The organism is Pseudomonas sp. Irchel 3H9 (assembly GCF_900187495.1).
In the GTDB taxonomy this organism is placed as follows: domain Bacteria; phylum Pseudomonadota; class Gammaproteobacteria; order Pseudomonadales; family Pseudomonadaceae; genus Aquipseudomonas; species Aquipseudomonas sivasensis.
In genome coordinates this window covers 327,766-342,659 of record NZ_FYDK01000004.1, presented here as the reverse complement: position 1 = coordinate 342,659, position 14,894 = coordinate 327,766, and the positions used below count along the sequence as shown (strand labels likewise).

Genomic DNA, 14,894 nt, shown 5'->3' with positions numbered 1-14,894 from the left:
TTCGGAAATTGAGTAGCTATCAGCCGGCGACCAACTGCCGCGCCGCGCCATTGCGCCAGCGGGCCAGGTGTTCGTCGGCGTAGCGCCGCAGGCAGCGCAATACGGTGCTTTCGTGCTGCATGAGGAAGAAGTGGTGGCCGTCGAACATATCGAGGGAAAAGCCGCTGGCGGCATCGAGTTGCCAGTCGAGCAATTGGTCGGCGCGTACGCTGTCTTGCTTGCCACCGAATACATGGATCGGCATGCCCAGCGGATCACGCTCGCCGTAGGTGAAGCTGCCGCACAGCAGGAAGTCAGCGCGCAGGATCGGCAGCATCAGTTGCATCAATTCGGGGTTGGCCAGGGCCGCTTCGGCGGTGCCCTGCAGTTCGCGCAGACGGGCGATCAGTTGCTCATCAGTCTTTTCGATGGCGTATTCGCTGACATCGCGACGCGCCGGGCCGGCAGTGCCGGAAGCGAACAGCGCCAGCGGCGCAGGGACGTTGCGTGCGTTTAACGCATGGGCCAATTCAAAGGCGAGCAGGCCGCCGAGGCTGTGGCCGAACAACGCGTAGGGGCCGCTCAAGTCGTGGCAGATTTCGTCCGCCAGTTGCGCAGCCAAGGCCTTGATATCGCGCTGCAAGGGCTCGTCCATGCGCATGCCACGACCGGGTAATTCCAGCGGGCATACCTGCAGCCACTCGGGCAACACCCGGCGCCAACGTGCATAGACCATGGCGCTGGCGCCTGAATAGGGCAGGCAGAACAGGCGCAGTCGGGTCGGCGCGCTCATCGCTCGAAGACCCCAAACTGAAACACGCTGTATGCACGATAAAAACCCATCTCGTCCTCCTGCGGGTGCTGATCCTTGGCCGCCTGACTAACGGACCTTTCACCCAGAAGAACGGACGGCACCGGCAAATAATTAGTCGCCGGGCATGAGCGAGACGTGGTTCACGCCGAACAAGAAAGCATAAGATTAGTTCGTCTTCTCATTTGACAATCATTATCATTCATCCTAATTTGTTGCCCGATGTGTAGGAGGCCTCAGCAAGGACGCCCTCCCCCAACCTATTTTTCAAGGTGATTTCCATGACGGAACAAGTATCCACAGGCAGGTGCGACTCACCACTTCTCCAGGCATTCGTCGACAACCGACTGATTCTGGTGAAGATCGCAGCACGAATTACCGGCTGCCGCTCCCGCGCCGAAGACGTCGTGCAGGATGCCTACTTCCGCCTGCAATCGGCGCCGACGATCACATCCTCGTTCAAGGCCCAATTGAGTTACCTGTTCCAGATCGTCCGTAACCTGGCCATCGATCACTACCGTAAGCAGGCCCTGGAGCTCAAATACTCCGGGACGGAAGAGGAAGGCTTGAATGTGGTGATTCACGGCGCTTCACCGGAAACCTCCCACATCAATTTCAACACCCTGGAAAACATCGCCGACGCCCTGACTGAGCTGCCCCAGCGCACCCGTTACGCGTTCGAGATGTACCGTCTGCACGGCGTGCCGCAAAAGGACATCGCCAAGGAGTTGGGGGTTTCGCCAACGTTGGTGAACTTCATGATTCGCGATGCGCTGGTGCACTGCCGCAAGGTGTCGGGCAGCCATAGCGATACGTTTGCACGACGCGTCTGATCCACACGGTTCCGCCCATAATGGGGGCGAGCACGCCCGCCCCCACCGCTCACACCAGCCCGCACCGCTCAAAAAACCGCTCCCGCCCCAGAATCATCAGCGCCGCGCGCTTGTGCGGGAAATCGAACTCCTTTTCACAGTGGAAACACTGGTTGTGCATATGGCCGATCATCTTCGCGTTATCGGCGCGCGGTTCTGCCACCACACGTTGGGTGCGAGGGTCATCCAGGAACAGGTAGTGCACCAGCGCCGATAGCCAACTGGCGACCTTGTGCGGACCGCGATGATGTTCCTCCCCCACCAGCATGTGGATGCCACGGTCGTAGTCAGCGGCATCGTAGAACGGTGCGATACGGTCTTCCTTGGCCCAGTAGGCTTCGAAATAGGCAAAGGGTTCGTCATCAAAACAGCCGATCAGCGTGAGGGTGTGCGGATCGGCGGCGAGCTTATCCAGGTATTCCCGGTGCTGCTCCAGGCTGCCGGTTTCCTGCCAGAAACTCGCCACGCGCGTGCTGTTTTGCCAGCGATTGAAGCGCGCCAAATCCACATCGACCTCAACGGTGCGCAGGGAAATCCAGGCCCCGAGGCGTGCGTCATAACGCCGGTAAACCTCACCCCGAGGCTTCGGCGCACGGACGGGGTGGCGCTTGCCGGCACTGATGATCATCTGTTGCGGGTAGCTGCCACTGGGCGAGAGTCCCAACCACGGCTGGGGCAATTGCCAGAACAGGGTGCGCTCACATCGGTATTGCCCGGCGATCTCGCTAGCCACCAGCAAACCACTGCGCAAGGCGTCTTCGGGCGCATGCTCAAGGTGCCAGGTCAGACGTTGCCGAGTCGGCTCCTTGGTAAACAACCAGTAGCAGGCAGCCCACAAGGCGCGGGGGGAAGGCACCTCGGCGGGGGTCTGCAAATGCACCTGCAGGTCATCGCCACGCTCCAGGCGCAAACGCGCCAGCGGCTGGCCTTCCAGGGTCAGGCTCAGGTGGCTTTCGGTTTCATCAGCATTCAAGGCAGGCCCGGCCGGTAACGGCAGGACCGACAGGTCATTCAGATTGGACATGGGAGGGGCTCACGGTAACCGTCGACAGATAAAGAAGTGACGTGAGCCGGGAGAGGAAATTTAGCCGATCAAGGTACCGGCATCACGTCGATGCGGTACGGCTCGAAAATCTTCAGCATCTCGCCGTCATCGCGCAGACGCTTGAGCAACGCGGAAAAAGCCTGGCCCGTGATCGGCGCCTTCGGCCGCAGCAAGGCGTAATGGTGATAAATCTGATCGATACGCTCAGACACCAGGAACTGCGCGGCCATATCCGCATTGCGCACCATGAAGTCACTCAGGTACGAACGGGTCACCAAGGCAATGTCCGCACGCCCGCGCGCAACCATCAGCAGGTTGCTGTCGTGGGAATAGGTCAAGGTGGCGTTGAAGTGCTCGGCCATGTTCTTGGGGTCGGGGTTGAAGCTGGCGAAGGCGTAGTGATAACCGCTGAACACCGCCAGGCGTTTGCCCGCAAGGTCGGCGAAATAGTCCTGGGCGCGACCCGGTTCACGCTGAGCGACGAAGATTTCCGCGTCCTCCAGCCCCATGTCGACGCTGGTGTGGGGAATTTTCTGCCAGCCCCACGCGGGGTTTTCGAAGATGGCCATGTCGATCCGGCCCTGCTCGAAATCGCGGAAACGTCGAGGAATGGAAGTCGGCACCAGCACAAATTGGTAGTCGGTTTGCGAGGCGTTCAGGGCCTCCACCAGTTGCGGCAGCAATCCCGTGTCGGCGCCCTGCTCCGGGCGCACCGTATAAGGAGGGAAATGCGCCGCGCCGATGCGCACCAATTGCGCAGCCGACGCCGGCATCCACCACGCAGTGCCCAGTGCCCAAAAGGTAAGTCCTGCAGCCAGCCGCCATGGCGAAAACATCAAGGCACACACCGTTCAAAACTCTGATGGCGATAAGCTAGGCGTTTTTGTCTGGCGAGACAACTTTCCGCCAGCAAATTAATAGCTTGCGCCTCAGTCGGCTTTCAGAACCATCAACAAAGCTTCTTGGGCCAACTGCTCCAGCGTCATGCTGCCCTCGGCGCGAAACCAGGTGGTCGTCCAGGACAATGCGCCTGTGAGGAAGCGGCGCGCGATAAACACATCGCCCTTGATGTAGCCAGCAGCCTTGGCCTCGCCCAGCACTTGCAGCCAGAGGTCTTCGTACACGTCGCGAAGCGCCAGGACCTGGGCCTGGCCGTCCGCCGACAGTGAGCGCCATTCATACACCAGCACCGCCATGGCTTCGCCGCTGCCGCCCATGATCGACTGCAACTCGCAGCGAATCAGCGCCAGCACACGTTCGCGCACGTTTGTCGCCTCCTCCAGCGAAGCCCGCATCAGCGCCGTGTTGTAGTGGATGGTTTCCTCCATCACCGCCCGCAGGATGTCGTCCTTGCTCTTGAAGTGATGAAAGATGCTGCCGGACTGAATGCCCACCGCACTGGCCAAGTCACGCACGGTGGTGCGCTCGAAACCCTTGTTGCGAAACAGGTGGGCCGCGGTTTGCAGCAACTTGCCCCGGGCGCTATCGGGATCGGTCAATTGGCCGCCATCGACCATGGTGCGCATCACCCGCAGGGCTTTGTGCTCATCCATGCTGCTCTCCTCTACTTCTACTGACGTCTTGGCCGGCAATTTAGGCCGTGGCCGCCAACCAAGCAAGCGCTTGGCTAAAACTTGTGACTGGAGTTTACAAACCAAGCGCTTGCTTGGTAGTCTCGCCAACAGCCATTCGAGGAAGGATTTCTCATGAGCAAGACGGTTCGTATCGGCTGTGCCAGCGCCTTCTGGGGCGACACGTGCACTGCCGCCGCCCAGTTGGTGCACGGCGGTAAGCTGGATTACCTGGTGTTCGACTACCTGGCGGAAGTCACGATGTCGATCCTGGCCGGCGCACGGATGAAAGACCCCCAGGCCGGTTACGCCACGGATTTTGTCGAGGTGCTGACGCCGCTGCTGGCCGATATCCAGGGCCAGGGCATCCGCGTAATCAGCAACGCTGGCGGCATTAATCCCCAGGCCTGCGCCGCAGCCCTGCAAGCGGCCTGCGATAAAGCCCAGGTACCGCTGAAAATAGCCGTTCTGCTGGGCGATGACCTGCAACCCCAATTGAAAAACCTCACGGGCACGACCGATATGTTCAGCGGCACACCGCTGCCGCCGGTGTGCGTGTCCGCCAACGCTTACCTTGGCGCACCGGGCATCACCCAAGCCTTGGCGCTGGGCGCCGATGTCGTTATCACCGGCCGCGTGGTCGACAGCGCCGTGGTCAGCGCAGCGCTGGTGCATGAATTCGACTGGTCCTGGCACGACTACGACCGCCTCGCCCAAGCGGCCCTGGCCGGGCATATCATCGAATGCGGAGCCCAGTGCACCGGCGGTAACTTCACCGATTGGCGCGATGTGCCGGACTACGAACACATCGGTTTCCCCATCGTCGAGGTCAGCGCCGACGGCCAGTTCACCGTAACCAAGGTCGACGGCACCGGCGGGTTGATCAGCGAACTCAGCGTGGCCGAACAGTTGCTGTATGAAATCGGCGACCCATGCGCCTATCTGTTGCCCGACGTGATCTGCGATTTCAGCCAGGTCAAACTGCAGCAGCAGGGAAAAAACCGCGTGCACCTGCACGGCGCCAAGGGTTCGCCACCCACCGACCAGTACAAGGTCAGCGCCACGTATCCCGATGGCTCGCGTTGCACCGCCAGTTGCCTGATTGCCGGGATCGACGCGGTGGCCAAGGCCGAGCGGGTCAGCCAGGCGATCATCAACAAGACCTCGCAACTGTTCAGCCAACGCGGCTGGGCGCCGTACACCGAGGTGAATATCGAGCTGCTGGGCAGCGAAGCAACCTATGGCGCACATGCGATGCGTCATGACTGTCGTGAAGTGGTGGTCAAGTTGGCGGTGCGACACCCGAGCAAGCAGGCGCTGGTGCTGTTCACGCGCGAGATCGCCCAGGCCGCTACCGGGATGGCGCCGGGGTTGACCGGAATCGTAGGGGGTCGCCCGACGGTGTATCCGTTGATTCGGTTGTTTTCGTTTCTGATCGACAAGTCCTCATGTGAGTTACTGATCGACTTCCAAGGTGAACGCCACGCTTGCGCGCTACCCATCACCGACGCCCCAACCCTGCCCGCCGCGCCGATGGATCCACCCAAGCCCCAAGGTCGCGCCGACGCCAGCGTGCCCCTCGTGAAACTCGCCGTGGCACGCTCCGGTGACAAGGGCAATCACAGCAATATCGGCGTGATCGCCCGTGATCCCGAGTACCTGCCATGGATCGCCGAAGCGCTGACGCCCGCGGTGATCGTCGACTGGATGAGCCACGTGCTCGACCCGCTGCACGGCCGCGTCGAGCGCTGGTATCTGCCCGGCAGCCACAGCCTGAATTTCCTGCTGGAAAACGCGTTGGGCGGCGGCGGCATAGCCAGCCTGCGCATCGACCCCCAAGGCAAGGCTTTCGCCCAGCAACTGCTGGAAATTCCCATTGCGGTGCCGCAACACATTGCCGATCAATGCCAATAACAGGAGCGTTGCCGTGGCCTTCGACTCGATCTTCAAAGCCGACCTATTCCAGGGTCACACCGTGATTGTCACCGGTGGCGGCAGTGGCATTGGCCGCTGCACCGCCCATGAGCTGGCAGCGCTCGGCGCCCAGGTGATCCTGGTCGGACGCAAGCCGGACAAGCTCGCAGCGGTCGCGGCGGAAATTGCCGAAGACGGCGGCATCGCCCATTGCAGCGCCTGCGATATTCGCGATGAAGAGGCGGTGAAAACGCTGGTCAGCCAAATCCTGAATGACCACGGCCAGGTCCACGGTTTGGTGAATAACGCTGGCGGTCAGTACCCATCACCGCTCGCGTCGATCAATCAGAAAGGCTTTGAAACCGTGCTGCGCACCAACCTGGTGGGCGGTTTCCTGATGGCCCGCGAAGTGTTCAACCAATCCATGAGCAAACACGGTGGCGCCATCGTCAATATGCTCGCCGACATGTGGGGCGGCATGCCCGGCATGGGCCACTCCGGCGCCGCCCGTGCCGGCATGGACAACTTCACCAAAACCGCCGCCTTCGAATGGGGCTGCGCCGGGGTTCGGGTCAACGCCGTGGCGCCGGGCTGGATCGCCTCCAGCGGCATGGACACCTACGAGGGCGCGTTCAAGGCGGTGATCCCCACCCTGCGTGAACACGTGCCGCTCAAGCGTATCGGCACCGAATCGGAAGTCAGCGCCGCCATTGTGTTCCTGCTCAGCCCCGCCGCTGCATTTATCAGCGGCAGCACCCTGCGCATCGACGGCGCCGCCAGCCTCGGCAGCCGTGCCTGGCCGCTGCACAAGGCCCAGCCGCCGAGCGAACCGTTCAATGGTTTTCACCGCGCTTACCTGCCGGACGTGCTCAAGGAAGGGAAATAAATCATGCCGGTGATTGAAAGCCTGATCGACGCCCACAGCGCAGCGTTCGCACGCAACCGTGAGGCCATGCTGGACAGCATTCAGCACCTGCGCCAACTGGAGCAAAACCTGCTGAGCAAGGCCCAGGAAGCCAAGCCCAAGTTCGACAAACGGGGCCAATTGTTGCCCCGCGAACGCCTCAACTTGCTGCTGGACCCCGGCGCGCCGTTCCTGGAACTGGCCAGCCTGGCCGGCTACAAACTCCACGACGACAAGGACGGCAGCGCCGCCGGGGGTGGGTTGATCGCAGGAATCGGCTACGTCAGCGGCGTGCGCATGTTGGTGGTGGCCAATAACAGCGCGATCAAGGGCGGCACCATTTCTCCTACCGGGCTGAAAAAATCCCTGCGCCTGCAGCAGATCGCGCTGGAGAACAAATTGCCGGTGGTGACCCTGGCCGAAAGCGGCGGCGCCAACCTCAACTATGCCGCCGAGATTTTTGTCGAAGGCGCACGCAGCTTCGCCAACCAGGCGCGCATGTCAGCCATGGGCCTGCCGCAGATCACCGTGGTGCACGGCTCGGCCACGGCGGGTGGCGCGTACCAACCGGGGTTGTCGGATTACGTGGTGGTGGTGCGCGGCAAGGCCAAGCTGTTCCTGGCCGGGCCGCCACTGCTCAAGGCGGCGACGGGCGAAGTGGCCACCGATGAAGAACTGGGCGGCGCCGAGATGCACGCGCAAACGGCCGGCACCGCCGAATACCTGGCGGAAAACGACGCCGATGGCGTGCGTATCGTGCGTGAGATCGTCAGCCTGCTGCCCTGGGATGACCGCCTGCCGTCTGCGCCAAAACGCACCTACAAAGAACCGCTGTACTGCGCCGAGGAACTGTTGGGGCTGATCCCCGATGACCCGAAAAAACCCTACGACGTGCGCGAGATCCTGGCGCGGCTGGCTGACGGTTCCCAATTCCTTGAATTCAAGGGCGAGTTCGATGCCCACACCGTCTGCGGCCACCTGCATATCCAGGGCCGCGCCATTGGTGTGATCGGCAACAACGGCCCCATCACGCCCAAAGGCGCGAGCAAGGCTGCGCAGTTTATCCAGCTGTGCGACCAGAGCCGCACGCCGCTGCTGTTTTTGCACAACACCACTGGCTTTATGGTCGGCACCGAGTCAGAGCAACAAGGCGTAATCAAGCACGGCGCGAAGATGATCCAGGCGGTGGCCAATGCGCGGGTGCCTAAACTCACCGTGGTGGTCGGCGGCTCCTACGGTGCGGGCAACTATGCGATGTGTGGCCGGGGTCTGGACCCACGCTTTATCTTCGCCTGGCCCAACAGCCGCACGGCGGTGATGGGCGGCGCGCAGGCGGGCAAGGTGCTGCGCATCGTCACCGAGGCCAAGCAGCTCAAAGACGGCTTGGTGCCCGACCCCAAAGTGCTGGACATGCTGGAACAGGTCACCGCGCAGAAGCTCGACAGCCAATCCACCGCGCTGTACGGCAGCGCAAACCTGTGGGATGACGGGCTGATTGATCCCCGGGATACCCGCACGTTGCTCGGCTTTTTGCTGGATATTTGCCATGACGCCGAGGTGCGGCAATTGCAGCCCAACAGCTTCGGTGTGGCGCGTTTCTAACAGGAGAACAAGAACAATGATCTTCACCCAGGAACATCAGGAACTGCGCCGCACCGTCCGCGCCTTCGTCGACCGCGAGATCAACCCCTACGTGGACGAATGGGAAAAAGCCGGGCGCTTTCCCATCCACGCGATCTTACGCAAGGCCGGCGACCTCGGGCTGCTGGGCATTTCCAAACCCGAACAATTCGGCGGCATGGGCCTGGACTACAGCTACTCGATCGTCGCCGCCGAAGAATTCGGCACCATTCGCTGCGGCGGCATTCCCATGTCCATCGGCGTGCAGACCGACATGTGCACCCCCGCCCTCGCCCGCTTCGGCTGCGATGCACTACGCGACGAATTCCTGCGCCCGGCCATCAGCGGCGAGCAAGTCGGTTGCATCGGCGTCTCGGAAACCGGCGCCGGCTCCGACGTGGCCGGGCTCAAGACCTACGCGCGCAAGGACGGCGATGACTACGTGATCAACGGCAGCAAAATGTGGATCACCAACTCGCCCAGCGCGGACTTCATGTGCCTGCTGGCCAACACCTCGGACGACAAGCCGCACATCAACAAATCGCTGATCATGCTGCCGATGAACACCCCCGGCATCAGCGTCAGCCCGCCCCTGGAAAAACTCGGCATGCACAGCTCCGAGACCGCCCAGGTGTTCTTCGACAACGTACGCATCCCGCAGCGCAACCGTATCGGCCACGAAGGCGCGGGCTTCATGATGCAGATGCTGCAATTCCAGGAAGAACGCCTGTTCGGCGCAGCCAATATGATCAAGGGCCTGGAGTACTGCATCGACAGCACCATCGAGTACTGCAAGGAACGCCAGACCTTCGGCAAAGCGCTGATCGATAACCAGGTGATCCACTTTCGCCTGGCCGAACTGGCCACCGAAATCGAATGCCTGCGGGCGCTGGTTTACCAGGCCACCGAGCAATACATCAAAGGCCAGGACGTGACCCGCCTGGCCTCCATGGCCAAACTCAAGGCCGGACGCCTTGGCCGTGAGGTCAGCGACAGTTGCCTGCAATACTGGGGCGGCATGGGCTTTATGTGGGACAACCCCGTAGCCCGTGCTTATCGCGATGTGCGTCTGGTATCGATTGGCGGCGGTGCCGACGAAATCATGCTGGGCATCATCTGCAAACTGATGGGCACGCTACCGGGGAAAAAACCATGAGCACCTTGCTGCTGGAGCCCCATAACGGCGTGCTGCACATCACCCTCAATCGGCCCGAATGCCGCAACGCCATGAGCCTGGAGATGGTCAACGAACTGCGATCGGTAGTGGCCCAACTCGACGACCAAGTCCGCGCGGTGGTTCTGAGCGGCGCCGGCGGGCATTTCTGCGCGGGAGCCGACGTGAAGGACCTGGTCAGCGCAGGCGATCAATTGCAGGCGCTGAACCGGGCCTTTGGCACGTTGCTACAAGAGGTGGAAGCCGTGTCGCAAGTGGTCATCGTGGTGCTGCAAGGCGCGGTGCTCGGCGGCGGGTTTGGCTTGGCCTGTGTGAGCGACATCGCGATTGCCGATCACCAGGCGCAGTTCGGTTTGCCGGAGACCAGCCTGGGGTTGCTGCCGGCGCAGATTGCGCCGTTTGTGGTCAAGCGGATCGGTCTGACCCAGGCGCGGAGACTGGCACTGACCGCCGCGCGATTTGATGGGCAGGAAGCTGAGCGGCTGGGGCTTGTGCACTTCACCGAGCGCGATCCGCAGGCGTTGGCGGAGCGTTTGGATGAAGTCCTGGGGCAGGTGCTGCGCTGCGCACCAGGCGCCAACGCGCGCACCAAGGCGTTGTTGTTGGCCAGCGTGGATGAGCCGATTGGGGTTGTGTTGGATCGCGGGGCGCAGTGGTTTGCCGAGGCGGTCAGCGGGGCGGAGGGGGTTGAGGGGACTCGGGCTTTTTTGCAGAGGCGTCGGCCTGAGTGGGCTCGTTGATTGGGGGTATATCCGTTATTTGGGTAACGGCTGCCTATGGTTTCGCCCTTACGGCGACTCACTTTTGGAAGAGCCGGAATGCCAGCCCAGCCAAACACAAGCAAAAGGCTCTTGTCCCAACACTCGGCACCTCGCCCAGGCTCGGTGTGCGGCCAGCGTGTTTAACGGGGCGCCTGAGATCAAGATCAAAAGACCGCTGACTTCGTCAGCAAAAAGGATGTAAGGGTCAGATCAAAAGCAGGGTAAGACCTATCTGATAGGTGGAGATCCAAATGTGGGAGGGGGCTTGCTCCCGATGGCGGTGTATCAGCCAACAGATGTCTAACTGAACCACTGCTATCGGGAGCAAGCCCCCTCCCACATTCGAACTGCGATCGCCCTGTCAAACAAGCTGGCACACCGAGCCTCGGCCGGGTACCGAGTGTTGGGGCGAAGGCCACCCTTTGTAAGCGCGGAACCATAGATTGCCGTTACTGAAGAAACGGATATGTACTCAGTCCCAGGGAAAACACCTATGCCGCAGTTCAACAAGATCCTGATCGCCAACCGCGGTGAAATCGCCTGCCGCATCCAGCGCACGGCCCAGGCATTGGGCTACCGCACCGTCGCCGTCTACAGCGACGCCGACGCGCAGGCCCTTCACGTGCAGATGGCCGACGAAGCCGTGCGCATCGGCCCCGCCCCGGTACAACAGTCCTACCTCAACATCCCGGCCATCCTTGAGGCCGCCGAAAAAACCGGCGCCGACGCCATACACCCCGGCTACGGCTTCCTCTCGGAAAACCCCGGTTTCGCCCGCGCGTGCCAAGACGCCGGCCTGATCTTCATCGGCCCCAGCGTCGAGGCCATCGAACTGATGGGCAGCAAGCGCCGGTCCAAACTCGCCATGCTGGAAGCCGAAGTGCCTTGCATCGCCGGCTACCAGGGCAGCGCCCAGGACGACACCACCCTGCAACACCAGGCCGACCGCATCGGCTACCCGTTGATGATCAAGGCCAGCGCCGGCGGCGGTGGCCGAGGCATGCGCCTGGTGCACAAACCCGAGCACTTGCTGGAGCAACTGCGCACCGCCCGCTCCGAAGCCCAGAACGCCTTCGGCAGTGACGAACTGATCCTCGAACAGGCACTGATCGACCCGCGTCACGTCGAAATCCAACTGTTCGGCGACAGCCACGGCAATCTGATCTACCTCGGCGAACGCGACTGCTCGATCCAGCGTCGCCACCAAAAAATCATCGAAGAAGCGCCCTGCCCTGTCATGACCCCGGAACTGCGCCAGGCCATGGGCGAGGCGGCGCTAAAGGCCGGGCGCGCGGTGAATTACGTCGGCGCCGGCACCGTGGAATTTCTGCTCGACCGCAACGGTCAGTTCTACTTCCTGGAAATGAACACGCGCCTGCAAGTGGAGCACCCGGTCACCGAGCTGATTACCGGCCTGGACTTGGTGGCCTGGCAACTGCTGGTCGCCGCCGGCCACCCACTGCCATTGAGCCAAAAAGAGGTGACCCTGAGCGGCCATGCCATGGAAGTGCGCCTGTACGCCGAAGACCCGGCCCAAGGTTTCCTCCCGCAAACCGGTGAGGTGCTGCGCTGGGAGCCGGCCGCAGGCGTACGTATTGACCATGGCGTCAGCGAAGGCCAAACAATCAGCCCGTTCTATGACGCCATGCAAGCCAAGATCATCGCCCACGGCGCCACCCGCGAAGAGGCGCGCCGCAAGCTGCTGCGCGCTGTGGAGGACACCGTGCTGCTGGGCGTCAATACCAACCAGCAACTGCTGGCCGATCTGCTCAAGCAACCGGACTTTATCGACGGCCATTTCAGCACCGGGTTTATCGCCGAGCACTTTCGCGAAATTCCGCCGCCCGCCGCGTCGAAAGAACAGCTTGCCCTGGCCGCCGCGCTGTTTTATCACCACAGCGCCGACCAGCACGCCCTGGGTCTGGCGGGATGGCGCAATAACGCAAGCATCCCCTGGACATACCGCCTGGAGGTCAACGGCGACCTTCAAACGGTCACCGTTGACGACCTGCAACTCAGCACCGACGGCCGCTACGCCACGCGCGTGCTCAACGGGATCCGGCGCCGTATCGCTTACCACCTCGACGGCGACCAATTACGGCTACCTGGCCTGACCGTGACCAACCGCACCCAACAGGTCGCCCGCCGCCAGGCCGACGCCAGCAGCGGCACGGTCAAGGCGCCGATGGATGGCGCCATTGTCGATGTGCGGGTCCGTGCAGGCGAGCGTGTCGGCAAAGGCCAACTGCTGCTGGTGCTTGAAGCCATGAAAATGGAGCACCCGCTCACGGCGGGCATCGACGGTGTGATCAAGGCCGTGCAGGTAATGGCAGGCGATCAGGTGCGTAATCGGCAGGTATTGCTGGAGATCGAATAGTCCCTAGGCGGAACTACAGGGCCGGGCTACGCTCTATCCCCATCAGGAAGGGACGAGTACGGGAACCTGCACAATGCCTCATTGGCTGATTATTGACCTTGAAGCCACAACGGATGAAGGCGGCTGGCCCGTGACGGAGATGGAAGTCATCGAGATCGGCGCGAGCCTGGTTAACCGCCAGGGCCGCGAACTGGACCACTTCCAGCGCTTTGTGCGGCCATTGCGGCGCCCATTGCTGACGCCCTTTTGCCGCCAGCTGACCCATATCACCCAGGCCAATATCGACACCGCCGCGCCCATCACCGAGGTGTGGCCGCTGTTCGAACGCTGGCTGGGCCAGCATCAACCGCGCCTGGAAGGCTGGGCAAGTTGGGGTGACTATGACCGCGCGCAGCTTGAGCTCGAATGGCAGCGCAACAGCCTGGTGAGTGCTCTCGCCAAGACACCTCATGTGAACCTCAAGCAGCGCTTCGCCAAGGCCCGGCGCCTGGACAAGCCCTTGGGCCTCAATGGCGCCCTTCAATTGGCGGGAATGCAGTTCCATGGCCAGCAACATCGGGCGCTGGAAGATGCACGCAATACCGCGCGCCTGTTGCCGCTGATTTTACCGGTCTAGGCAGCTCCCCTGCCCTTGGGCATACTGGCCGACCTTTCCAGACCCTTTTTCCGAGGATTCGCCCATGTTCAAAGTCAACGAGTACTTCGACGGCACCGTCAAGTCGATCGCTTTCGGCACCGCAGAAGGTCCGGCGACCATCGGCGTGATGGCCCCGGGTGAATACGAATTCGGCACCGCCCAGCGTGAAATCATGCACGTAGTCTCCGGCGCCCTGACCGTTAAACTGCCTGACGCCAGCGAGTGGGAAACCTTCGCCGCCGGCAGCCAGTTCCACGTACCGGCCAACAGCAAGTTCCAACTGAAGGTCGCCGTGGATACTGCTTACCTGTGCGAGTACCGCGGCTAAGCATTCGCCCGGTCAAAAAAATGCCCGTCTCGTGGGAGACGGGCATTTTTTATGGGCGCCGAAGGCTATTCGAGAATGGTCACTGGCATGCCCACTTCCAGGCGTCCATTACCATCGTTGACCAGGTTCTGGCCAAACATCGCGCCGTCTTCCGTCTTGCGATAAGCCTCCAACGTGACAAACGGTTCACGGTCGGCGCTGCGTTCACCGGTTTGCGGGTCGATGGTGGTGAGAATGCAACGTGAGCAGGGTTTCACGGCGCGAAACTCCACATCACCAATGCGCAGACGCTTCCAGCCATCTTCCGCGAAAGCTTCGCCGCCCTCGATCACGAGGTTCGGGCGAAAGCGGAGCATCTCCATGGGGCGGCCGATTTTTTGCGAGAGGTCGTCGAGCGACGCTTGCCCGATCAGCAGCAACGGATAACCATCGGCAAACGCCACCTGATCATCATCACGCCCGAAACCGGCCTGGGTGGTGCGGGCGCGGTCCAAGGGCATCTGCACCAGCCGTGTCGGCTTGCCGATAAAGTCGCTGACCCAGGCGGCAGCTTCATCACCGGCGTCCGGTACGCGCAAGGTGTCGCGCCAGATGGTCACGCCGCGCAACTCGGCGTCGCTGCCGGGCAGCGCCACGTCCAGCGGCGCATAGCCAGGCGAACTCAAGGTCAGGCCGCCCGTGCGGTTCCACAGCGCAGAGAGTTGGCTCATCTTCGCCACCGCCCGCTGCGTGAGGAAACGCCCGCTGGCCTCGTCCACCAGCATCCAGCGTCGATCCCCATTCAACCCGAGTTTATCCAGGCCGATGTGCTGCAAGGTTTCGGCCTTGCCGGACTTCAAGGGGTAACGGTACAGCGCGCTGAGACGAAGCATGGGCCTGCATTCCTAAGGGGCAAAGATGC

At 62.0% G+C, this 14,894-nt stretch carries 14 protein-coding genes; 9 read left to right on the top strand and 5 right to left on the bottom strand.

Annotated elements, in window-relative coordinates; genetic code table 11:
- Window positions 1–19: 19 nt before the first annotated feature.
- Entirely contained in the window at window positions 20–772 is a 753-nt protein-coding gene (locus CKW32_RS16810; RefSeq protein WP_095185447.1) for a thioesterase II family protein, read from the bottom strand.
- 299 nt (window positions 773–1,071) lie between these two features.
- Here CKW32_RS16810 and CKW32_RS16805 point away from each other — a divergent pair, with 299 nt between their 5' ends.
- Complete coding sequence (locus CKW32_RS16805) at window positions 1,072–1,623, top strand: RNA polymerase factor sigma-70 (protein ID WP_005789991.1); 552 nt, start codon at window positions 1,072–1,074, stop codon at window positions 1,621–1,623.
- A gap of 49 nt (window positions 1,624–1,672) precedes the next feature.
- On the opposite strand, the gene CKW32_RS16800 is transcribed toward CKW32_RS16805, so the two are convergent.
- From CKW32_RS16800 to CKW32_RS16790, 3 genes are all read right to left on the bottom strand, one after another.
- Window positions 1,673–2,686 carry a GNAT family N-acetyltransferase gene (locus tag CKW32_RS16800; protein ID WP_095185446.1) on the bottom strand — a complete coding sequence of 338 codons (1,014 nt, stop codon included), beginning with the start codon at window positions 2,684–2,686 and terminating at the stop codon, window positions 1,673–1,675.
- 68 nt (window positions 2,687–2,754) lie between these two features.
- Window positions 2,755–3,543 (bottom strand): ABC transporter substrate-binding protein, encoded by a 789-nt coding sequence (locus CKW32_RS16795; protein ID WP_095185445.1) that lies wholly within the window; start codon window positions 3,541–3,543, stop codon window positions 2,755–2,757.
- Window positions 3,544–3,636: 93 nt separating this feature from the next.
- Window positions 3,637–4,260: a TetR/AcrR family transcriptional regulator gene (locus CKW32_RS16790; RefSeq protein ID WP_032887960.1), complete on the bottom strand. Its 624-nt coding sequence runs from the start codon at window positions 4,258–4,260 to the stop codon at window positions 3,637–3,639.
- 153 nt (window positions 4,261–4,413) lie between these two features.
- Between CKW32_RS16790 and CKW32_RS16785 the strand changes: the two genes are divergently transcribed.
- The 8 genes from CKW32_RS16785 to CKW32_RS16750 all read left to right on the top strand — a co-directional run bounded on the left by CKW32_RS16785 (window position 4,414) and on the right by CKW32_RS16750 (window position 13,993).
- Window positions 4,414–6,192 (top strand): acyclic terpene utilization AtuA family protein, encoded by a 1,779-nt coding sequence (locus CKW32_RS16785; protein WP_095185444.1) that lies wholly within the window; start codon window positions 4,414–4,416, stop codon window positions 6,190–6,192.
- A gap of 13 nt (window positions 6,193–6,205) precedes the next feature.
- Entirely contained in the window at window positions 6,206–7,078 is an 873-nt protein-coding gene (locus tag CKW32_RS16780) for an SDR family oxidoreductase (RefSeq protein WP_032887956.1), read from the top strand.
- A 3-nt stretch (window positions 7,079–7,081) separates the two neighbouring features.
- Window positions 7,082–8,698 (top strand): geranyl-CoA carboxylase subunit beta, encoded by a 1,617-nt coding sequence (atuC, locus tag CKW32_RS16775; protein ID WP_095185443.1) that lies wholly within the window; start codon window positions 7,082–7,084, stop codon window positions 8,696–8,698.
- Window positions 8,699–8,714: 16 nt separating this feature from the next.
- A complete protein-coding gene (gene atuD, locus CKW32_RS16770) occupies window positions 8,715–9,872 on the top strand; it encodes a citronellyl-CoA dehydrogenase (protein WP_032887952.1) in 1,158 nt (385 codons plus the stop codon).
- Complete coding sequence (locus CKW32_RS16765) at window positions 9,869–10,630, top strand: enoyl-CoA hydratase/isomerase family protein (RefSeq protein ID WP_095185442.1); 762 nt, start codon at window positions 9,869–9,871, stop codon at window positions 10,628–10,630. The genes atuD and CKW32_RS16765 overlap by 4 nt, the downstream gene beginning before the upstream one ends.
- A 514-nt stretch (window positions 10,631–11,144) precedes the next feature.
- Window positions 11,145–13,028, top strand: coding sequence for an acetyl/propionyl/methylcrotonyl-CoA carboxylase subunit alpha (locus CKW32_RS16760; protein ID WP_095185441.1), 1,884 nt, complete (start codon window positions 11,145–11,147; stop codon window positions 13,026–13,028).
- 73 nt (window positions 13,029–13,101) lie between these two features.
- Entirely contained in the window at window positions 13,102–13,644 is a 543-nt protein-coding gene (locus tag CKW32_RS16755) for an exonuclease domain-containing protein (RefSeq protein WP_032887946.1), read from the top strand.
- A gap of 64 nt (window positions 13,645–13,708) precedes the next feature.
- Window positions 13,709–13,993, top strand: a complete 285-nt coding sequence (locus tag CKW32_RS16750; RefSeq protein WP_032887944.1) for a pyrimidine/purine nucleoside phosphorylase — start codon at window positions 13,709–13,711, stop codon at window positions 13,991–13,993.
- 65 nt (window positions 13,994–14,058) lie between these two features.
- Here the strand turns inward: CKW32_RS16750 and CKW32_RS16745 are convergent, their stop codons facing one another.
- Window positions 14,059–14,865 (bottom strand): MOSC domain-containing protein, encoded by an 807-nt coding sequence (locus tag CKW32_RS16745; RefSeq protein ID WP_032887942.1) that lies wholly within the window; start codon window positions 14,863–14,865, stop codon window positions 14,059–14,061.
- Between the last annotated feature and the right edge of the window lie 29 nt (window positions 14,866–14,894).